Origin of the sequence: Tychonema sp. LEGE 06208 (assembly GCF_015207505.1) — a bacterium.
GTDB lineage: Bacteria > Cyanobacteriota > Cyanobacteriia > Cyanobacteriales > Microcoleaceae > Microcoleus.
On sequence record NZ_JADEWT010000006.1, the window covers coordinates 21,012 to 41,894 of the forward strand.

Below are 20,883 nucleotides of genomic sequence, written 5' to 3' on the forward strand. Positions count from 1 at the left end.
GTCATTGGTCATTAGTCATTGGTCATTAGTCATTAGGGAATTGTTAGCTGTTAACTGTTAACTGTTGACTGTTAACAACTGTTTTCCTGCCAACTGCCAACTGCCAACTAACAATTAACAACTGCCAACTAACAACTGCCAACTAACAACTGCCAACTAACAACTGCCAACTACCAACTACCAACTGCCAACTGACTTCACCCTTCCAACAACTCCGTAGCATTAGTGCAGGGGAGCCAGAGCACGTAGCGATATCCAGATTCCGGGGTGCCTTGAATCGAGAGTTGGCCGCCTTGAATTTCCACCAACTGGCAGCAAAGCAGCAGCCCCAATCGTTCCCTAGCCCCGTAACCAGCTAACACCGGTGCGGTATCCGCGGCATTCTCGGCCACCAAAGCCGCCAACTCAGAAAACGCCAGCGTTAACCGCTGGGCACTCTGTATCTGTGTCGTCAGTTGCGGTTCGAGTTCCGGGGAAGAGGTTTCGGAGTTCGATCGCCAACCGCTACCTGCTGTGGCCTTCAACAAGTAGTCGGAGTAGAGTTTAGCATGGGGCAAACTTTCTCCCAACCAAGGATGAAAAACCCAAACTCCGATGTTGATACCGTCTTCTTTCCGAGAAACGTGGACTCGAATCACGCTGCCTGCCCCAGCCGATTGAATAATGCTAAAAATTAAGTGGTGCAGCATTTGCTGAACCTTATCCTTATCTGCCAACCAGATGCGCGGCCCGGGCCCGATGGTGAAATTAATTTCTTGCTCTCGCCTACTTGCCGCCGGCGACAGGGTTGTCACAACTTGCTGACACAAACCTTCTATATCGACTGCGACTCGCTTCAAGGTGAAAGCCGATTCATCGAGATTTGCTAGTTCCAAAATTTCTTCAACTAGCGATCGCAAACACCGACTGCTGTCTTGAATCACGTCGATATATTCTTTTTGCTTGCTCGTCAACGGCCCGTAAATTTCTTGGCTCAACACGCTCGCCATGCCGATGACAGAAGTGAGTGGGGTGAGCAATTCCTGCGCTAAATGATTCAGCAGTTTTACCTTGATTGAGTTAGTCAACAAATCGATAGGTTTGTTATTCATCGGTGATTTTTTTGGTTTTATTATGGCTCGTTGATTATTAGTGGTTCATTATACCTCTTTCTCAAGTCTATAACAACTTGTTGGCAGTTGCAGACTTTAGTTAACTGATGACTGTTGACTGTTAACTGTTGGCTGTTGGCTGTTGGCTGCTGACTGTTGACTGTTAGTTGTTAGTTGTTGTTTGTTAGTTGTTAGTTGTTAGTTGTTAGTTATTGTTTGTTAGTTATTGTTTGTTAGTTGTTAGGAATTGAGAATGGGAAATTGGGAATTCGTAGCAAGTAACCAATAACCAATAACCAATAACCAACAACCAATAACCAATAACCAATAACCAATAACCAACAACCAATAACCAATAACCAATAACTACTAACTACTGACTACTGACTACTGACTAATTAATCATTGCTTCTAAAGCTGATTGCAAATCTTGAGTGAGTTCGGCAACTGCTAACCGGCGGCCCTTTTGATATCCCTGCCAGCGATCGCCCACTGAGAGGGGTTCGCCCACGGTCATTTGCACCTGCTGTTTGCCCAAAGAAGGTCGCCCGAAAGGATTTCCGCCTTTGATGCGAGTCAGTACATCCCACAGCAGTAAAGTTGTTTCTGCCAAACGTTCTGCAGTCAGTTTTTCTTGGACGTACCTGCCGGTAACGGAGACGAAACTTTCGACAAGTCTCATGTGCCACATCCGCAGACTTGCTTCTTCGGCGAGGCGATCGGCTAATCCTCTTTCTAAGGGACAAAGTGCTGCAATATCTTTGATATCTTCTCGATAGATATAGTCCCAGCCTGCTTGTTCCAGACGGCGACAGCGGTCTATCAAACTACCTTTGGGCTTTAAGTTAAAATATTCTTCTGCTACTTGCAAAGCCACGTCTAACAGTGCTGTCAGTCGAGCAACCATCACTTCATTGCCCGAATCGTTGGCAGTTGTATCTGGTAGCGATAATGATGTTAAAATAGAGGTCGTTGGCTGTATTTTTTTATGATAAAAACGGCTGTAAAACTCGGACATTACTGTTAACAAGTGGCTGCCAAGTCGAATCAGGCGCAGATATTGAAATTTGTAATTTTCCTCTTCGGGATCGAAATTTTCTGCCTCTAAATTGGCGGTGTTGGTGCGGTCTAAGGGTGGGAGTCCGCAATCTATTTCTAATTGAGTTAAAAGTTTTTCTAGGGGTTCCCAAGGCGGGTTGACATAGCGGTATTGAATGCCGATCGGCACAATTAACACTTTTTCCTCAGTACGTCCGGCTTTGAACAAATCTTCAACGCACCAGAAGCCCATTTGAGCGATTCCCGGTTCGAGGGGGCTAACTATTTCATTGTGGCCGTTGGTAGCGCCTTCTGGGGCGGCGGCGATGGGAAATTGGCTGTTGGCGAATAAATCGCGGGCCGATCGCAATCCGGCGCGATCGATTTTACCGCGAACGATCGGAGTACCGCCGAGGCGAGAATACAGCCAGCCGACTCCAGCACCGGCCCAGAGGGGAATTCCGCGATCGTAGATAAAGTGGGAATGTACCGGGAATTGTAGGGGAATGCCTTTGGCGCGCGCTGTTTGGGGTACGAGTTTCCAAATTAGTTGTCCCAAACAGTAGGGATCGTCGGAGTTGGGGTGGCGGAAGGCTAGCAGGAAGCGAACTTTCTGATTTTGAAATTGGTGGAATAGTTCGGCGAGGGTTTCGACGTTTTCGGCTTGAATGTGGCTGATATTCGTCCGAAATCGCAGCCAGCAGGGGAGTATTTGTTGGCAGCCAAGCATTACTAGGGGGTTATAGGCTGGGGGGATGAATTCTAGCGGTGGCTGAACTTGGCTAATTGAATTCGGCATTTGGGGATTTGAGATTGGAGATTTCTAGACTGCAGTAAGAATTGGAAATTTTTACTGGTTTTCTACTCTATCAGGACTTACGCAGAAGGAGTAAAAAAACAGGTTTTTTACCCTATAGCCGCGGCTGCAACGACATATTTTGGTAAAAAACCCCCGTTTCTGCATAAGTTTTATATAACTGATATCTTGCACCATTCGAGGGCAAGCTATAAGGGCGGGTTCATCAACAGCCTTCTCATGTTGCAAACAGGTTAAATAAACCCGCCCCCACCCACCAAAAAGCTCCTTATTGATATTGGTGCAACAGCTCAGATACAGCAGATTCCACGTTTATGAAGGACACCCGCCTATCGATCTATGTCGCCGTAGGGACACGGCACTGCCGTGTCCCTACTTCAATAAACCTGGAATACGCTGTATAACCCATTTGGGATCTGTGATGGTGAGCTAAAATCAGAAAGAAATGCCGTAGGGCAGCAGCTTAACTGACTCATAGTGGAAAATCATCAGAAAATTGGGTAGAAACCTCGTCCTTTTAGGACGGCTTTATATTACAATATAATTGGTCAACGACCCACCCGAGACGATGGATCAAACAGCCTATACGAGCGAAGTTCAGCCTTGTGCTGGCGGCGAAGCAAAATCGGTAGACCGGGAAAAGAGGATAGGGCAATGGTAAACATCCCTAGAATCAAAACTACGAAGAATTCCGTTTGGTATTCGATACGTAAAAACCGCAGGGCTTGCGGGGTTAGTCTGTGGAGCGAACATAAGACCAAATCTCTTTTAGGGTGGAGGCAGTTGCGAAGAAGCAGAAATTCAAATCGTGAGGTTTGGGAATCCCCGTACCTTCAGGTCGGGGTGGATGTCAATGAGCCATTACTACCCCAGAAGCAGAAAACTAGACCCCCTGTGCGGACAAAGAGACAAATCTGGGAGGGGATATTCGATCGACTAAACAATGGCTGTAGTAGAAGGATCGAGGCTAGAGGAATGGGAGTTTGTAGGGGCGGCAAGAGGCGATATTTTTTGCAGCCTCATATCAATTCCGTTAGCATCGGAATGATATAAACGGAGGACACGGCAGTGCCGTGTCCCTACAATCGATCGTGGTAGGGACACGGCAGTGCCGTGTCCTCGCTTATCATTCCGGCACTGCCGTGTCCTCGCTTATCATTCCGGTGCAGCCGGAATTGATATCACATCACGCCTCCAGCTTACTTCGGCACAGACCACGATCGCACTTCACCCAAAGTAACGGGCATGGGATCTCTCACGTCAATAGTGAACCGGAAAACTTTCTTGGCCCGACTGCTGTTTTCTGGGTCAAAAAACTTCAATTTCACATCCCAACAGTCGCTATCCAGACGGCAGAAAGGGCTTTTTCCACTTCAATCCTGTCGAGTTCCATCCCCCTAGCAACCGCTTCTGCAAAGGTGGAGGCAGCTTGGAAGGCGTTGGTTGCAGCGAAATTGAGGGCGCGATCGTGCGCTGTTTGGCCTAAATTTCGCAAGTCAAAATAGATGCGGTGCAGGAAGCTAGTTAAAGAACGCCCGATCGCTTCGGAGTTCGTATCGCTGTCAGAGTCGCGCACCGTTTCCAAAGCTGCGGCGATCAGGCTATTGACTCGCCAGCCATACATTCCTCGGGTATTTTGAACAGTAATTACTGGTACTATTTGGCCAGAAAATAGCTCCACCGTGCGATCGCTCAATCTCCCGGGTATACTCACCCGCTCAATAAAATCTTCGCTATCTTCGGCAAGCACCTGTCCGGCTAACATTAACTGGAGAGTTTCATACACATCCGCCCCAAAAGGCCCTTTCGGTTCAATGGCATAAACCGGCGTTAATTCCAGATTCAGCGTCCAAATTAAAGCTTTCCCTTCCGAGGGGTTTTGTTCCAGATAATCAACCATCTGGCGAGCATCGTAGGGATTAGCGGGGACTGCGGTGCCGTCAATTTCATAGGCCGGCATCAGTTGTTTGAAGGTATCGCGCCGCGCTTCGCTGCCGAAGTCGTAGCCGAGGGTTCCCAAGGCATAAACTAGGTTTGATGGAATGCTGGCGGTGACGGTGCCGGCAGCTTGGCTGGCGGTGACAGGAGTGCTCGACATAGTGGCAATTTCTGAGGGACGGGTTTCCAGAGTGGTGGAAGCAAGGAGGGGTTGAGACTGAGCTAAAACCCCCTCTTGCTTGCTGGCAAAGGAGTTTTCACCCTTCAATGGTCGGGAAAATTCCGTCGCCGTCGCCCCGATTGGGGAAAGAGAGAAGACTTGGCCCAGAGGTTCTACAAAATCTGTACGATCGCTGCCAGAGGCGACAACAGCCCTTAGCGGTTCCCCTGTCAGCAACCTCACCGCACCCGGAATGTTGAGTTTTCCGTGCAAACAGCGCTCTGGTTCTTCTACTTCTTCAGGATCGCAAGGGATGGCGCTGTTTAAAATGGCGGCGCGGACGGCTTCAGCATCCGGCTTTTCGCCTCGCTGCAATTGCAAGCTCATTAACAGGGCAGAAACGCCGGTAATAATAGGAGCCGCGCAACTCGTGCCTCTTTTCCGCGTTGGCTCGTCAGTTCCCAACCGCGCCCCTAATATATTTTCTCCAAATGCCATGATGCCTTGCTCGTTGTAGTTACCCCCCCAATTGCTGAATTGGAAGGGAAGACCGTCATCTCGTATCGCTCCCACTGTGAGAACACCAGGCAACAGGGCGGGGACGCACCAACACTCGCCTTTATCGTTACCAGCAGGTGCGACAACTAAAATGCCGTTATCCTGGCACTGCTTGACGGCGCGGGCGATCAGTTCGTGCGCCAGTCCCGTTTGGGTGGGGTGGCAGGCGGCGCAGTGGATGATATTTGCCCCTTGTTTCATTGCCAAGTTGAAGGCGCGCGCAAGGTTGAGGGGCGAGATGAATTCGCTGCGTTCGCCACTGATGTCGATCGGAATATTGATGCCGGTGCAGTCTGGAGCCATGCCGGGGACGGGGGAACCGTGCTGGCCAAAAAGTGTACTCGCAACATGGGTGGCGTGGAAATCGGAGCCTAGGCGTATGAGAATCGGTTCGGGGATGGTTTTTTTAAAAGCCTCTATTTCTGCTTCTTTGGCTTGAATTTTAGCGTCTTGGGCCCCTGTTTCGTTGTCTTTTTCTAGCTGTGAGACTTCTTTTACCAGGGCTTCTAGTGTCCTGAATCTATCGAGATAAACTGGCTCAATGGGTTCGGATTCTTCCTGCCAGTAGGGGCGTAGTTGGCTGAAGTTGGCCCCAAGGAAGCAGGCGCGGGCCATGTCGGCGGAACCGTCTAGGACGGCAATAGTGATGCGAGGGTCGCCTAGAGTGCGCGTCCAGAGTTCAGGGAGGCCGGGGATAGCTATGAGGTCGGGCATTGTAGATTTTAGTAGATGTTAAATGTTAGCGTGCAATGGTAAGGCTCAAGTTAGTTTCAATTTTTTGAAAATTAGTGAATTTGGTTATAGTTAAGTCTGTAACAGTTGCATTTTTAGTGAACCTAATTATTTATATTATTTTTTATAGAAGTCTGACATTACTGTTACACCTTTTGTTTCCCTTCAACTCCTTTGATACTACAAATTAAAATTTTCAAGTTTCCGGCAAGAGTTTCTTTTTCGAGGTATACCGTATACTGATTGATTTCTGTAATAGGTCTGGCTTTTATTAACCATATTGTTGTGCCAACCATTATCTATAAAATTGTTAGGATTCACAAGATATCCATATTTCTATATGTTCCTAAATAATTACCCGAAAACGTCGCCCGTGCCAAGTAGACCAGAAAGTACAAAGGCTTTAGTCAAAATTACAACACCAAAGAGAAGACCCCAACAAAGTGCTACTGGGTAGTAACCTGCTTGCCAGGGTTCATCTCTCTGACTAAAGTTTTCACTCTCGCCTCAACCAGGCGTCAAAAGCGGTCATCTGAGTCCCCTCGGAGACTCCTCCCATATCCGGTATCGAAAAACCTAGAAACGACAAGGACTTTACGTCAATTCATCGCGGTAAATTGTGAACCAAAGGAAGTAGAAAAAGACTTTTGAGCTTTTTTGAGGCGAGTGAGAAAATGGAAACGATTACTCGGCGTCGTCGCCCGCAAAAGGAGGAATTGGTATAGGGATGAATATGGACGCCTCGACGCTTTGAGCAGCTTGGCTGTTGTTATTACCTACAGTTGTCCGCACGACAGGGGCAGTTTGTTGGGGTTTGAGACTCTTTTTCATGATTTTTATTTCCTAATTAAGCGTGCAATTTGATTAGTAGGGAAAGTTTTTAGTTTTTCCCGTTGGCTAGTGGCTGCAATGAATGCAGAGCGCCTAGTGATTAGCACTTAGAAAGGGATAGTTTTTTGGGAATCCCTCTGCACTAATAATAGCTACACAATTTTGAAACGTCAAGCATTTTTTTGTTATTTATTTGGCTGGTTTTTATTGTCAACTTCCAGGGAAAACAGCGGCTGAATCTCTTAAAGATTAACCGCTTTTCGCTTAATTTAGTGATTCCAATGATGGAATTTTTGCCTGCTTTTAACTCCAAATTCTCCCCCGACGGAAAGGCACCTTTGGCTTATCTACTTGCGCCTCAGACAACTTCTTCCACCAGTAACCATAATCTTCCAAACCCGTCGAATTTAACAACCGATCCTTCGGGTCCGGAGCATCAATAATTGGCATTAACGACTGACCCCAAACTGCCTCCCCAAAAATCTTGCCATTTTGAGGTTTTTTCGCCTTCTCCCGCGCCAAAGTCCCCGACCCTTCTGACAGCGACCAATACCCCACTAACCCCGTTTCATCGCCTTTTAAACGGTGAACTAATTTCGATTGAATTTCCTTAGCGGTGCGGACTTTATTCCACAGACGAACCTCGGCAATTTTCCCATTAAACCAATAATCTCCGTAACCCGGTTGCTCCGTGTTCCCCGCACCAATACGGAAGGGACGTTTACTATTTGCTTTAAACTTGATATTCTCTCGCTTGCTCACTTCCTGGCCGTTGACATAGAAATAAGCTGTATCAGATTTTCCATCGTACACCCCCGTCAAATGTACCCAAACATTAATCTCAATATCCCGCCCACCCAAAACAATCCAACTCGCTCCCACCTCGCCGCTACCCAGCCAAAACTCCCATTTCTGCGAGGGAGTCGCATAGAACATATAGCCCTTGCAACCATTCACATCCGACCCATCCCGCGACATTAATACCGATCGGTATCCGTCGCCCCCAATGAACATCACCCACGCCTCAACGGTGAACGTAGCGGGATTGATTTCCTTGGCATAATCAATATCAATCTTGTCATCAATGCCGTCAAAATTCAGCACTGTTTGCAAGCGTTCTTGTGGAGCATTTGCATTCGTCATAGTCAGCATCTCCTGTGTTTCAATTACTTCGGGGATAACGGGAACCTCAGACAACTCCCAAGTTGCCTCATGAACAATCCCGTGATTAGCATTTTGAGTCTTGTCGCAAACTGTATTGCCCGTACCTTCATTTAAAGGCCAATAGCCTGCTAGTCCCGGTTCATTTCCTGCCAAACAGCGGGACATATCAGCTTGAAGTTCTGCTTGAATGCGGCATTTATTCCAGATGCGGACTTCAGAAAGTTGACCCTTCCAAGATTCTGCACCTTGAGGATTTTTCCTGCCAATTTCCCAACTAATGCTGCTTGATTTGCGCCGCCGGCTGCCGACAAAAGTCTGCATGAGTTCACCATTGACGTAAAAGTGAAGCTTGCTGTTAGCTTCAAACACCAGCGCTAGATGAAACCAAGTGCCGGCTACAAGCTTAGCTGAGGTAGTATTGTAATTTTTACTCTTATAAATCGTGAATCGGAGCTGGCTGTTAAATAAACCAAAACCCCAAGCAGGATGCTCCGAAAATACCCTTTGCACCCCCTTAGTTGTTTTAGTTTTCACCCAAGCTTCTACCGTAAAGTTGTTGCCTAAATCGCAGGAAATATGGGGGAGGGCAACATAACTCTCTACCCCGTCAAAGGTCAGAACTGGTCGGCTGTTATTTAGGAGATTAGTCATCACTTTGATTCCTGCTGGCTTCAGAGTTTAGATATGAATTGGCTCTGCGGGCAAAGTTTCCCATTTCATACCGCAGATTCCACATTTATGAAGTACACCCGCCTATCGTGAGCTTCCCCCCCGTAGGGACACGGCACTGCCGTGTCCCTACTTCACAAACCTGGAATACGCTGTATCTAAACTTTTTAGTTTAAAAATCAGCCGTTATTTTTGGCGAAAAAGAGGAGAAAAGTGGTTTTTACCGCCTGCCCCCCCAGCAGCCACAGCTAGAACTTTTAAGTTGTTGATAGCTCCGGTAAGCAAACGGCGCCGGGTCATTGTAATTTGCCCCGTGCATCAATCGGATGCGAATGTCAACCAACTCTTCTGACCGACCATTCACTACATCGACAGAGCGGTGGGGGTGAATGAGTTCTGGTCTTTTCACCGGTGGTGATAATTTTGGCAGATTCATAATATGTCCAAATTAGTAAGGAGTAGACCAAGAACGCACTTCGCCCAGCGTCACCGGGATCGTGTCGCTCACATCAATGGTAAAGCGGTAAACTTTCTTAGCACGGCGGCTATTTTCTGGGTCAAAAAACTTTAATTTCACATCCCAGCAATCACTATCAAGCCGGCAGAACGGGCTTTTTTCTACCGTAATGCTGTCGAGTTCCATGCCTGTTGCCACTGCTGCGGCGAAGGTAGAAGCCGCTTGGAAAGCGTTAGTAGCAGCAAAATTTAGCGCTCGGTCTTGGGAAGTTGTCCCTAAGTTCCGCAAATCGTAGTAAATCCGGTTGAGGAAGCTACCGAGGGTGCGTCGCATCGTTTCTTCGGTTGCTTCTGTTGCCGTGGCGCGGACTGTTTCTAAAGCGGCGGTGACGAGGGTATTAACTTTCTAACTGTAAATTCCTCGCGTGTTGTGCGGTTCGATCACCGGCACTACTTGGCCAGAGAATAGTTTAACGGTTTTGCCGCTCAGAACCCCCGGAATGCTGACTCGTTCCACATAGTCTTCACTGTCTTCCGCCTCTACTTGGCCTGCCAAAAATTCTTGCAAAAGACCGTACACGTCGCGGCCAAAAGCTCCGACCGGCTCAATGGCGTAAATGGGTGTCAGTTCCAGGTTTAGCGTCCAAATTAAAGACTTCGCCTCTGAGGGGTTTTGTTCGAGATAGTCTGCCATCTGGCGGGCATCGTAGGGATTAGCCGGCACGGCGGTATTGTCAATTTCATAGGCCGGCATCAGTTGCTTGAACGAGTCGCGCCTCGCCTCGCTGCCGAAGTCGTAACCCAATGTTCCCAAGGCGTAGACAAGCTGGACATCTTCGAGGTCGCTGGGTGCTTGGCTGGGGGCGATGCCGGTCGATCAGTTGTTGCTCATAATAGAATTGCTTGGGCTGCTAAATGAACGAATTTGTGTGGATGTTAGTAGAGATTCGGGGGTGGGTGGGAGAGATGTTGAAGAAAGCAGTGCGCTTTCTAAGCTTTCTTGTAGTTGCTGTTGGGCTTGTACGGTTTCTTCTAAAACTGTTTGAGTTATTCCTTCGCAACCGCAGCCAGCAGCCTCGACGCCTTCTAATTGCTCTGACATTTTTCCTCCTTGTATTAAATAACTTGCACCCAAAACATTGAGCTTGCCAACTAGACAGCGGTCTGCACTTTCTGTATCGGCATAGCAGGGTAAGGCACTTTTTAAAATGGCCTCCCGCACTTTGCTCGGATCGGGCTTTTGTCCCTGCTTAATTTGCAGGCTGAGCAACAAAGCAGCCACCCCTGAAATAACGGGGGTGGCAAAGCTGGTGCCGCTAAGTCGGGTAGTGCCTCCTCCGGGCTTGGCTCCTAGGATGTTTTCTCCCGGGGCTAGAATACCTTGATCCTTGTAGGTTTTTCCCCAGTTACTAAAATTTAGAGGCTGACCTCGATCGTCCATTGCTCCCACTGCCAAAACTGCCGGCAGTGCAGCAGGTACGTGCAAGCAATTGCAACCGTCGTTCCCAGCCGCAGCCACGATTAAAACGTTGTTGTCGTTGCACAGTTGCACGGCACTTTCGAGCCAGCCTTCGGCTTCGCCTATTTCGGTCAGTTGACCGCCGCTGATGTTGATAATATGAGCGCCCGCGCTGACAGCACTTTCGATCGCACGAGCTATATCTAGCTGAGACACCCTAGATCGGTTGTCGGAAAAGATGGGAACGATTAATCCCCGGCATTTAGGGGCAATTCCGGGTATTTCTGAGCCGTGTTGCCCGAAGATTATGCTGGCAACGTGGGTACCGTGCAGAGACATGGCACCGGTGGCAGATAGTTCTTCCTGCACCAATGTGGGTAGCCGTTGGAGGTTTGCTCCGGCCAAACAAGCGTGATCCCGGTCTACTAAGCCATCTAGTACCGCTACACAAACTTGGGAATCACCGCCAGTTTTTTCCCAAAGGCTTTGAATTCCAGGAATTTGGGTTACATCGGCCATTAAATTTATAAAATCCTTTGGCTTAGAGCGTCTCAAGCCTCAAGAACAGAAGCTTTCAAAATATAATAAGTAATTTTGTCCTCACAAACATTTTGTTTTGTAACATTTAATTTTAAATTTTGTAAAATTTTTTACTGGTGGCCCCGCCATCCAATAAAAAACCTAAATTTTGTCTTTTAGCTATTAATTTTTTAATCAAAACTTACGCCAAACTGTTTGTAATGCCCCGATACAGTGGCGTTACCTGGTCTAGAATTCCCTGACTAGCGCCACTCCTTGTCATGCCAGAATACGGTCGAGTAGGGGGGCAAGTCTCTGGGCAGATCGCACCAATTACAGCCATTCTTTAGTCGATCAAATATCCCCTCCAAGATTTGTCTCTTTGTCCGCACAGGGGGTCTAGTTTTCTGCTTCTCGGGTAGTAAGGGCTCAAGGATTTCCCACTTTGACACTCTCAGGGCTAAAGCCACTCAGATTCTTAAGACATTCCGGCCTTAATATCCCTATTGCTAGGGTTCCTGGGCGCAATCCTGTTGCCTAAAAAGGTGGGCTGCTATCCTTGTATTTGAACAAGATCCTCAAGCGTTTAGGGTCTTTAACCCAGGTTTCGCGGAGTCCCCGCGTACCGATACCAAGTTAGACTTTTGATTCTTTTTTGGGTTGAACTTAATCTTGATTGCTATTTTTCCTTACTTTGCAGCCAGTTACTCAATAGCAATCAATTTAATTTCTACTTATTATGAATATACACCAAAAACATTGATCAAACCAAACTTGTCACATATCTTAAGAAATTCAATACTGACACTTCCACTTGTAAAGCCGTTTTAATACCTTTTATACTTTTCAAATGTTAAGAATTAAGAAAGATTCACGGCGGTTAAAACCGCCGTGAATCTTTCATCTCAGGTCTAAAGACTCAGAGTTTTCCGCTTACCGAGTGTTTTTTATAAGTCAGTTAAGCTGCGGTCGTAGGGCATTTATTTCTGATTTTAGCTCACCATCAGAGCTGCCAAATGGGTTATACAGCGTATCCCAGGTTTGTGAATTGTAGGGACACGGCAGTGCCGTGTCCCTAGGGGGATCTATCGCTCCGGGGTGTACTTCATAAATGTGGAATTTGCTGTATATAAATAGATGCCTAATTTTTTTGCTTAACCGCAGAGGACACATAGGAATAGACGATATAGATCATCTTAAAGCCCCAATCCCAAATCTCAAATCCTATTGTGCGGGTTCAAGAATCACTTCTTGGAAGTTAATCACATCCGATCGCGGATCGCAATGTGTGACTTTGACTTCTAGCCGATCGCCAATTTCGACCGATCGACCAAATCGCATCGCCAATTCTAAGCCCAATTCTTCCAATAAAATCAATGCGAGATTGCTATCTTCCCTCAGCCAGCGCAGCATTAAAGCTTCCCAAACTCGATCGGGATTGCGCCGCAAATATTCCAATCCCCAATAGCGGTTAGTTTGGCGTTCGACGGTAGAAGCTTCTCTGACTGCGGTGCCGAGACACATCACAATATCCTGTATTTCTTGGGCAGAAAAAGGCAGTGGTTCGCCCCGCAGGTGGGCTTTAATTTGGAAGTGAGCCAGCAAGTCGGTATAGCGGCGGATGGGAGAAGTAACTTGAGCGTACAATTCCAAACCCAAGCCTGCGTGACGTCCGGGGGTCAAGCCCATTTCGCTGCGGGGCATACAGCGGCGCAGGGCGCAAGCGCGGGCGGGGCCTGCGGGTACGGCCAGCAGTTCTTCATCGGGGGGGAGTTCTGGCTGGGGCTGATAGCGGTAGGGTATTGGCAGGCTGTGAGTTTGACCGTAGCGGGCGGCGACTTCGCCAGCTAAAATCATCATTTCAGCTACTAGCATTCGGGCTGTGGACTCGTCGATGACGTGGATGTCGATGTCCTCGCCGTGGACTTTAATGACGGATTCGGGCATGAAAATGTTGATTGCGCCTTGGACTTCGCGCCATTTTTGCCGCAGTTTGGCCGCAATGGCGATCGCCCCTATTTCCGGTTCTGCTTCGATTCCCAACTCCAGCATTTCGTCTACATCATCGTAGGTTAAGCGGTAGGTTGGTTTGATCTTGCTGATGTGGATGCTGTAATCTTGAGCCGCGCCGATTTCGTCTAAGGTGACGCTAAAGCTGAGGGCGTTGCACTCTTTGCCTTGAACCAAGCTCATCGGCCCGGCGGCCAATGCTGAGGGAAACATCGGGATCGAGCCGGTGGGCAGATAAACTGTAGTGGTGCGCTTTCTGGCTTCGAGGTCGAGTTCGTCTCCGGGGGAAAGCAAGCTGGTGGGATCGGCAATGTGTATCCACAGCCGTTGCTGGCCGTTTTCGAGGAATTCTAAGCTTAGTCCGTCGTCGATTTCGGTGGTGCTTTCGTCGTCGATCGTGTAAACCTTGAGGTGAGTTAAGTCGAGACGGTTTGTCTCCGAGTCGGTTGGGGGATTTTCTAGGCAGCTTTGGGCCACTTCTAATACCTTTGCGGACAATTGTAGGGGAATTTGGCTGCGCCGCAAAAACAGGTTTTCGTGGGTGCTCCACAGGCCGAGATCGACTAGGAGTTGAAATGCTGCTTCGGGGTTTTCGGAGCGTTCTAAGCTGGCTAAAGTTTCTAAGGCCGGGGTGCGGTGCGTGGCTTCTTCTCCGAGGGTTGCAAAGCGTTCTAGGGCGTCGAGGCGAGTTCGATCGCTATTAATCCACTCGACATTTTCCCCAGCCAGCCGCTGTTTGACTCGATCCCAAAATCCTTGGGATTCTTGGTGTCGCTGCTGTTCTACTTCTTGCTGGTGTTTGATTTCGGCTACTTGGGCGGCCGATCGCGGTTCGTAACGATCGCCCTTTTGTTTGAAATACAGTTTGTCTGTTGAGAGCAAACAGTATGCTGCGTAGCACTGGGCCGGAGTGCGATCGGAAAATAGCAGCATGGCGAGGGATTCGGGATCTGTGCTTTCTCCGTCGCCCACTAGGAGTTCCCAAGCGACTTCTAAACTCGACGGATCTGAGTAACCTTCTACTTCTTTAAGAAATTTGGGAATGTCGGAGGGTTTGTAACTTTCTCCGACTGCTTCGTAGCTAATTTGCTTGGGCGGTATGCTGTGCGGTTGGCCTTTTTCGTCTACCACTACCCAGTTTTTCTTGCCGTCGGGGCGATCGGCAACTGCCAGACGGCGATCGCCGTGCACTCTAAATTCTACTAACGTTCCCTTCTCCACTTGCCAGCTTTATTAATTTTTATTGGAATATTTCACTCTTGCTATTTGTCTGGTTGCGATCCGGGGATTTTAGATTTTGGATGTTTATCTTTTTTACATCTCTTGTTAAAACTAACATCTAAAAAGTTGGGCTTTTTGTGCTTTAATTTTTAACTTTTTAGATTTTGATTAAGACTTACGCACCACCGACTAAATACCCAATCTTGCGCTCGATTAGCGATTTTCGCTTGCGACAAAAAGACGTTGTTTTCGCGTAAGTCCTATCTTTCCAAAATCTAAAATCTAAAATCCAAAATCGAATTAGCCTTCTTGATTTACGAAGGGCATCAAAGCTACAATTCTTGCTCTTTTGATGCTTCTGGTCAAATCTCGCTGCTGTTTTGCCGTCAAACCGGTAATCCGGCGGGGCAGTATTTTACCGCGTTCTGTGACGTATTTTTTGAGCAACTCGACATCTTTGTAGTCGATCGGGTCTCCTGGCTTGATTGGCGAAACGCGCCGGCGAAAGTAAGTCATGGTTCTTTGTTTGTTGACTGTTAACTGTTGACTGTTAGTTTTTAGTTATTAGCCGTTAGTTGCTAGGCATCAGGAAAGCATTTGTTAGTTATCTGCTGTTCGCGGGTCAATGTCAATTGCCAACGACTGATGACTGATGACTGATGACTAATGACTAATGACTAATGACTACTTAATCTCTTTGTGGGCAGTGTGCTTGTTGCAATGGGGGCAGAACTTTTTGAGTTCCAGCCGCGCCGTCGTGTTGCGACGGTTCTTGGTGGTGGTGTACCGAGACACGCCTTTGGAGCGTTTGCTCGCGTTGGTTCGGCACTCAGTACACTCTAGAGTAATTATGATCCGGACACCTTTAGCCATAATTCTAAATAAATTTCGACTAATTTAAACACAATTTATTATCGTCTCACACTGGTCTGCACTTGGTCAAGTAATCTTCTAACTTTGATGTCGAGGGAGTAGCCGCGCTTGGTGCCGATGACGATCGTCTTGCTGAGTCGATCGTGAAAAGCTTGGGGAAACCGGGCGGTGTCGATGAAGGCAGTGCTACAGTCGATCGCCAGCGGCAGAATCAGCAGCAAGACGGCGGCGTTGGTAGATGTGAGCCCGCCTACACCCGCAAAGGCTAGGGCGGCGCAAATGCCCAGCAATCCCTCGCGCTTGCAAAGTTTCTGCACTCCGGGAATCCGTTCGAGTCTAACATCGATAATTTTCATGTCCAACGCCCAGCGCCCAAGACTTTGACCGTGGTTTTTCCTGACAATGGGTACGCGCAGGATCATCCACAGCAGGAAAAAAAAGATGGTTTGGACGATCGGATTTGCGCCGAGAAGCAAGCTGGGCAACCCAACTGCGATCGCGTCGATGCAGAAAGCAGCAGCGCGACGGCCTATCGATACTTTCGGAAGCAAGGGAACTAAATCGGAACTCATGGGCCAAAAAGAATTACTTTGAAATGCGTAAGTCTTGTTTCTATCATAATCCAAATCAAGGGGCTTGCAGCCGTAGGGCATAGCGTCAAGGCGCAGCTACATTAATAAACGTCATCATGGCTTCCAATATCCACCAATAGAATAACCATTTCTAATAATTCCTCATCGTCAGAAAATTTAAAAATTATTCTGCAATCGTAAGCAACAGAACAAGACCATAACCCGGCTAAATCCCCTCCTAACTTGTGAGACTTCAAAGATGGCATAAATGGATCATCTGTCAACAGCCTTAAAACCTTAGCAATTTGATCCTTTAATTGTGGATTTTTCTTTGTAATCTTCCTAAAAGACCGATTAAATCCACTACTCCAGACAACTTCCATCATCATCTCCTAGTAAATCTGCGATCAAATCATCAACGCTTCCTCTCTTTGCTGTCCCATTCTTAAATGCCTGCATCACCTCCTGAGCATTAGCCAAAATTTCAGCCCGCCGATTTTCAATCCGTCGCTTGCGGATCAACTCAAATAAACGCTCCTGATCTTCTATTGTCAATCTTTCAATAGACTCAATAATTTCTTGAAAAGTCATCATCTAACCTCCTTAATAATTCCCCAAGATATTAGCAATACCTTTAATAACCCGTTCTCAATTAGGCAAATAATTATCGCCTTTGTTGATAAATTCCAAAATGCGATCGACATAAACTCGATCTAGTTCTAAATTCAGAGAAACTTGTTCTCTACCAAAACCCGATCCTGAATCAAACAGCTTCACCCATGCACCGACTGACAAAAGCCACTAACATCACGATCGGTCTCCCTGCCACATTTCACTATATTATACTAGGTGATTAGGGCATTTGAAATCGCTGAAACCATTGATTTTATTGCTTCTTGGTTTTTTCTTCGGCTATAGTTGCCAAGCTCAAAAGTTAAACTTTTAGTCAAAAACTACAGAATGTCTGCAAAAGCGATATCGCCCCGTCCCAAAACCCCAAAACAGCAAGTGTTAGTCAGACTAGCCCTCGCCGTAATTGCTGCCGTTATCATCTTTAACATTCCTCACTCCTTACTTCCCGTGTTTACAGAATCCCTATCCCAAGCAACCCCGCCACCAGAAATCCAAAACCTCCTCGCCGGCAAGGGCAGAATTGTCACAGTAGGCGACAGCATCACCGAAGCCGGCAAATATCCCGGAGGTTACGTTTGGCTGCTGCAACGCTATCTGAATGCCCTGTATCCCGATCGCCAAATCGAAGTCGTCAACGCCGGCATCTCCGGTAACAAGGCGAGTGATATGCAGGCGCGTTTTCAGAAAGATGCGATCGACAAACAGCCAGATTTAATCACCATTAACGCCGGAGTCAACGACGTTTGGCACGCCTTCTTCGACTTCCAAAAGCTTCAGTTTCATCCCCAAGGCAACCTAGCCACCGGAGTATCGCTAGCAGAATACATAGACAAAATAACCCAAATGGTGCAGGCATCAAAAGCCGCCGGAATTCGAGTTGCCCTGCTTTCTCCTACTCCAATTCGCGAAATTCTGGACGGCCCGGAAAATCGCAGATTGCAAGAATACGTAGTAGCGATGAGAGAAATCGCCAAACAAAATCAGTGCTTGTTTATCGATTTAAATGCACCTTTTCGGGAAGTAATTAGCACCTATCAAAAACACGCGGGAAAAACTCTGAATTTGTTAGCAGCCGATGGAGTTCATCCAAATCCATCGGGATATAGAATTATTGCTTTTACTATCTTGCGCGGTTTAGGCGTACCCGCCCAGGATATTGAGAATTTGCAGGTAAAAAATTAGTCAGTAGTCAGTAGTCAGTAGTCAGTAGTCAGTAGTTATTGGTTATTGGTTATTGGTTATTGGTTATTGGTTATTGGTTATTTGTTATTGGTTATTGGTTATTGGTTATTGGTTATTTGTTATTGGTTATTGGTTATTGGTTATTTGTTAGCTCTAATGCCCAATTTCCAATGCCCAATGCCCAATTCCCAATCCCTCCGCAACGCTAGAGCCCAATTCCCAATTCCCGTTATCATTCAACCGGCGGATGATACCGCTTCAACCAACAGCTACCAATAATCACCAACGCCACCACAACAATAATTTCAGTCCAAAAAAACGATAGGAAATCGCTAGCAGTTCCCACTGGTGGCACCCCCGGCTGAGCGTTGCGAATTGCCGGAAAAGCAAACAGCATTACACCAGTCCAGCTCAGCATTCCCACTTCCGGCAACTTGCCAGATTTCATCACTTTTAGTGCTAGCAACAGCGCCATAATTGACAGCACCCACATGATGACAATAATCACCAAGGCAAAGAATTTCACTGGAAGCGATCGAGTTGCAGAAACATCGATGTAAATAAAGATAGATGAATTTTCTTCCAGCGGCTTATAACTAATATCGAAGCCAGGAACATCAGCATTAAATTTAAATTTCAGCGGCACTGGATTTACTTGAAAAGGAGCAAATTTTTTGCCTATCGAAGCCAGCGGATCGAGGGAAATTGCTACTTTAGCAATGTGCGTATCAAAGGGATAATTGTTAATTTTGCCCTCGATTAAGTTAAACTTTAATGCAGGTACAATCATCGGCTTACCTTCTTTAAAGGTAATTTCTGAATCTTCTACATTCGCACCGTTAACGGTCATTAACAAATCTTGAGCAGGGTAAGTTGGCCCTTTTTTATAAATACCTTTTAGTTCAAATTGCAAGCGAGTTTCTAATTGGTTTTTCACTGGATCTACTCCAATTACTGTCATTGTGACCTCAACCAAGCCTTTTGGTGTTACAGAGATTTCTGGAGATAATTTGTAAGGCTCTTGGGCATTAGCATTGTAAGAGTAAATAGATAAAATAATTGCCAAAAATATGACTGTGCTGCAAATTAAAACGAGTATTTTTTTGAGATGATTGTTGTTTACAATTTGCATTAATTATGGAGATTTGATACTTTAAAATCTTGTGAGCTTTTCTACAGCAAACCCTTGACAACAAAGGTTTAATCCTTCGGACTTTAGTCCTAGTTATGGATGCGGACTCGCATTCCGAACGATCAAACCTTTTCCATCGCAATTTGAGTTCCTCTTGCATCGCTAACAGTTACTACGAATCGATAGGAAGCAGTACATTTGGTGTAAAACTTCCGTGCAAACCGTAGGGAATGTGCTGTTTTAAATGGAGGCGCGCTAGGGGCCCTTTGGTGATGTCGCTAGCATCTAGAATCGCTAAGGTCGATCGATGATTAGCTGCATCATACATCAAAACCAGCAGCCAGCCGTCATCCTCCGCCATAGCATCGGGACGGGGAACAAAAACAGGTTCCCCCGCAAAACCGCGCGGCGCAGCACTCCAAATTTGCTGTTCTCCTGTCTGGAAATCCATTTTAAGAATAGCTTGCAAAGGAGCATTTCCCGCCGGAGCATCCGCAGCGCCAATATAAAGATATCGGTAAGGCTGTCCGACGTTGTTGGGATGCAATGTCGGAAACTCGCAGCACCGAGTTTCAATTACTTGATGGTTGACAGTTTTTTCATTCAAATTTAACTTAAACCGCCACAATTCCCCCGCTGGAATGCTGTCAAAATCAAGCTCGCGAAAATCGCCGTCCGCCTCGACGGTTGGGAATGAGTCGTAGCAAACAGAGTCAACAAAAACTTCGCCGTTTTCTTCCCAGGCGTTGCAGTGGTGGAAGACAAAGCAAGGTTCGGTTTCTAATACTTTTACCTCGTCGGTGCCGTTGCGGGGAATTAAAATTGCTTGCGTCGGGCGGTTGGGCGAAAATTGAATGCACTGGGATGCACTCCGCATTCCTAACAAGAATGGTAGGGGATTGAAGCTGACGGGATTTTGGAAGAATATGCAGTAATTCGGGGTAATTACCATGTCGTGCAGGAAGGCAAAACCGGGGATTGCGTGGGCGTGTTTTTGTAAAAGTTTGCCGCTTGTGTCGAGTTCGTAAATGGTAATTGTACTTGACAAACCGGGCTTGACGGAAAAGTTGACTAATCTGTCTCCGGCTCCATTTTTGCCTTTTTCAATTCTGGGGTGGGCAGCGAAGGCTTCACCGGGTTCTAAGATGCCGTCTAGGGTGTCTAATCCGAGTGTTTCTAGGCTCCGGGGGTCGAGTCTGTAGGGCTGTGCTGCTTCCCAGAGTGCTAGCAGTTTGTCGCCCCAATAAATGATGTTGGTGTTGGCTATGTTTTTGATTTTGACGTCAAAGATGTTGCTAAGCCAGCCTCCGGGTTTCTGTGTGCCGAAAACGCCTCGGTGCAGGATTTTTCCGGCTTTTTGTTCGGCGAGGTAGCCTTCGGTGCGGACGAATCTGTTGCGGAAGTGGGCGCGGCCGTCGGAAATTGCGATCGCACAAACCATCCCGTCGCCGTCGAAGGGGTGATGGATGCGCTGGCCGTTGACATCTAGCAAACCGGGTCCGTTGCGAAAGAATGTGCCTTGCAAGCTTTCTGGGATTTCGCCTTCTATGTCGTCAATCCAGTAGTCGGATTCGTTGGGTTGGGATTCGTAGCCGCGCTGCCAGTCTGTGCGATCGTATGATGGTTTTTGGGCCGCTGTTTGGGGTTGGGAATTTTGTAAGTTTTGCATGGGTAGAATAAGCTTTTATTGATTTAACCGCAGAGACCGCAGAGGGCGCAGAGAGGCTGAAAGTGGGAGAGTGGGAGAGTGGGACAATAGGAAAGGGACACAAAGGCATTGGTCATTAGTCAAAATTGAAGAAATCCCAAATTTTGAATTCTTCCTAAT

General features: G+C 47.2%; 17 protein-coding genes and 2 pseudogenes. 2 read left to right on the top strand and 17 right to left on the bottom strand.

Annotation, left to right across the window (positions count from 1 at the left end):
* Window positions 1-197: 197 nt before the first annotated feature.
* Both IQ263_RS02760 and IQ263_RS02765 read right to left on the bottom strand, forming a co-directional pair.
* Window positions 198-1,091 (bottom strand): sensor histidine kinase, encoded by an 894-nt coding sequence (locus IQ263_RS02760; RefSeq protein ID WP_194066072.1) that lies wholly within the window; start codon window positions 1,089-1,091, stop codon window positions 198-200.
* A 394-nt stretch (window positions 1,092-1,485) separates the two neighbouring features.
* Window positions 1,486-2,928, bottom strand: a complete 1,443-nt coding sequence (locus tag IQ263_RS02765) for a 1-acyl-sn-glycerol-3-phosphate acyltransferase (RefSeq protein ID WP_194066073.1) — start codon at window positions 2,926-2,928, stop codon at window positions 1,486-1,488.
* Window positions 2,929-4,054: 1,126 nt separating this feature from the next.
* On the opposite strand from IQ263_RS02765, the gene IQ263_RS29130 reads away from it, so the two are divergent.
* Window positions 4,055-4,186 (top strand): hypothetical protein, encoded by a 132-nt coding sequence (locus IQ263_RS29130; protein ID WP_255515802.1) that lies wholly within the window; start codon window positions 4,055-4,057, stop codon window positions 4,184-4,186.
* Here the strand turns inward: IQ263_RS29130 and IQ263_RS02770 are convergent.
* The 13 genes and pseudogenes from IQ263_RS02770 to IQ263_RS02830 all read right to left on the bottom strand — a co-directional run bounded on the left by IQ263_RS02770 (window position 4,146) and on the right by IQ263_RS02830 (window position 16,903).
* Window positions 4,146-6,316: pseudogene (locus IQ263_RS02770) on the bottom strand (S8 family peptidase). The gene IQ263_RS29130 and the pseudogene IQ263_RS02770 overlap by 41 nt on opposite strands.
* Window positions 6,317-7,018: 702 nt before the next feature.
* Entirely contained in the window at window positions 7,019-7,165 is a 147-nt protein-coding gene (locus IQ263_RS02775) for an anacyclamide/piricyclamide family prenylated cyclic peptide (RefSeq protein ID WP_194066074.1), read from the bottom strand.
* A gap of 303 nt (window positions 7,166-7,468) precedes the next feature.
* Window positions 7,469-8,980 carry a LamG-like jellyroll fold domain-containing protein gene (locus tag IQ263_RS02780; protein WP_194066075.1) on the bottom strand — a complete coding sequence of 504 codons (1,512 nt, stop codon included), beginning with the start codon at window positions 8,978-8,980 and terminating at the stop codon, window positions 7,469-7,471.
* 238 nt (window positions 8,981-9,218) lie between these two features.
* Window positions 9,219-9,434 carry a cyanobactin biosynthesis system PatB/AcyB/McaB family protein gene (locus IQ263_RS02785; protein ID WP_194066076.1) on the bottom strand — a complete coding sequence of 72 codons (216 nt, stop codon included), beginning with the start codon at window positions 9,432-9,434 and terminating at the stop codon, window positions 9,219-9,221.
* 12 nt (window positions 9,435-9,446) lie between these two features.
* A pseudogene (locus tag IQ263_RS02790) lies at window positions 9,447-11,432 on the bottom strand (S8 family peptidase).
* A 263-nt stretch (window positions 11,433-11,695) separates the two neighbouring features.
* Entirely contained in the window at window positions 11,696-11,902 is a 207-nt protein-coding gene (locus tag IQ263_RS29700) for a transposase (RefSeq protein ID WP_370588929.1), read from the bottom strand.
* 754 nt (window positions 11,903-12,656) lie between these two features.
* Complete coding sequence (locus IQ263_RS02800) at window positions 12,657-14,663, bottom strand: RNB domain-containing ribonuclease (RefSeq protein WP_194066077.1); 2,007 nt, start codon at window positions 14,661-14,663, stop codon at window positions 12,657-12,659.
* Between the two features lie 300 nt (window positions 14,664-14,963).
* Window positions 14,964-15,179, bottom strand: a complete 216-nt coding sequence (gene rpsR, locus IQ263_RS02805; protein ID WP_194010705.1) for a 30S ribosomal protein S18 — start codon at window positions 15,177-15,179, stop codon at window positions 14,964-14,966.
* Between the two features lie 168 nt (window positions 15,180-15,347).
* Complete coding sequence (rpmG, locus tag IQ263_RS02810) at window positions 15,348-15,536, bottom strand: 50S ribosomal protein L33 (RefSeq protein ID WP_015175916.1); 189 nt, start codon at window positions 15,534-15,536, stop codon at window positions 15,348-15,350.
* A 38-nt stretch (window positions 15,537-15,574) separates the two neighbouring features.
* Window positions 15,575-16,108, bottom strand: coding sequence for an RDD family protein (locus tag IQ263_RS02815; protein ID WP_194066078.1), 534 nt, complete (start codon window positions 16,106-16,108; stop codon window positions 15,575-15,577).
* 101 nt (window positions 16,109-16,209) lie between these two features.
* Window positions 16,210-16,497, bottom strand: a complete 288-nt coding sequence (locus IQ263_RS02820) for a type II toxin-antitoxin system RelE/ParE family toxin (protein ID WP_228049753.1) — start codon at window positions 16,495-16,497, stop codon at window positions 16,210-16,212.
* On the bottom strand, window positions 16,472-16,702 hold the full coding sequence (locus tag IQ263_RS02825; RefSeq protein ID WP_194066079.1) for a hypothetical protein: 231 nt from the start codon (window positions 16,700-16,702) through the stop codon (window positions 16,472-16,474). Before IQ263_RS02825 ends, IQ263_RS02820 begins: the two co-directional genes overlap by 26 nt.
* A gap of 54 nt (window positions 16,703-16,756) precedes the next feature.
* Window positions 16,757-16,903 (bottom strand): hypothetical protein, encoded by a 147-nt coding sequence (locus IQ263_RS02830; protein ID WP_194066080.1) that lies wholly within the window; start codon window positions 16,901-16,903, stop codon window positions 16,757-16,759.
* A 165-nt stretch (window positions 16,904-17,068) separates the two neighbouring features.
* Here IQ263_RS02830 and IQ263_RS02835 point away from each other — a divergent pair, with 165 nt between their 5' ends.
* Window positions 17,069-17,923 carry an SGNH/GDSL hydrolase family protein gene (locus IQ263_RS02835; protein ID WP_194066081.1) on the top strand — a complete coding sequence of 285 codons (855 nt, stop codon included), beginning with the start codon at window positions 17,069-17,071 and terminating at the stop codon, window positions 17,921-17,923.
* Between the two features lie 232 nt (window positions 17,924-18,155).
* On the opposite strand, the gene IQ263_RS02840 is transcribed toward IQ263_RS02835, so the two are convergent.
* Both IQ263_RS02840 and IQ263_RS02845 read right to left on the bottom strand, forming a co-directional pair.
* Window positions 18,156-19,055 carry a DUF4436 family protein gene (locus IQ263_RS02840; RefSeq protein ID WP_194066082.1) on the bottom strand — a complete coding sequence of 300 codons (900 nt, stop codon included), beginning with the start codon at window positions 19,053-19,055 and terminating at the stop codon, window positions 18,156-18,158.
* A gap of 172 nt (window positions 19,056-19,227) precedes the next feature.
* Complete coding sequence (locus tag IQ263_RS02845) at window positions 19,228-20,724, bottom strand: carotenoid oxygenase family protein (protein ID WP_194066083.1); 1,497 nt, start codon at window positions 20,722-20,724, stop codon at window positions 19,228-19,230.
* Window positions 20,725-20,883 lie beyond the last annotated feature (159 nt).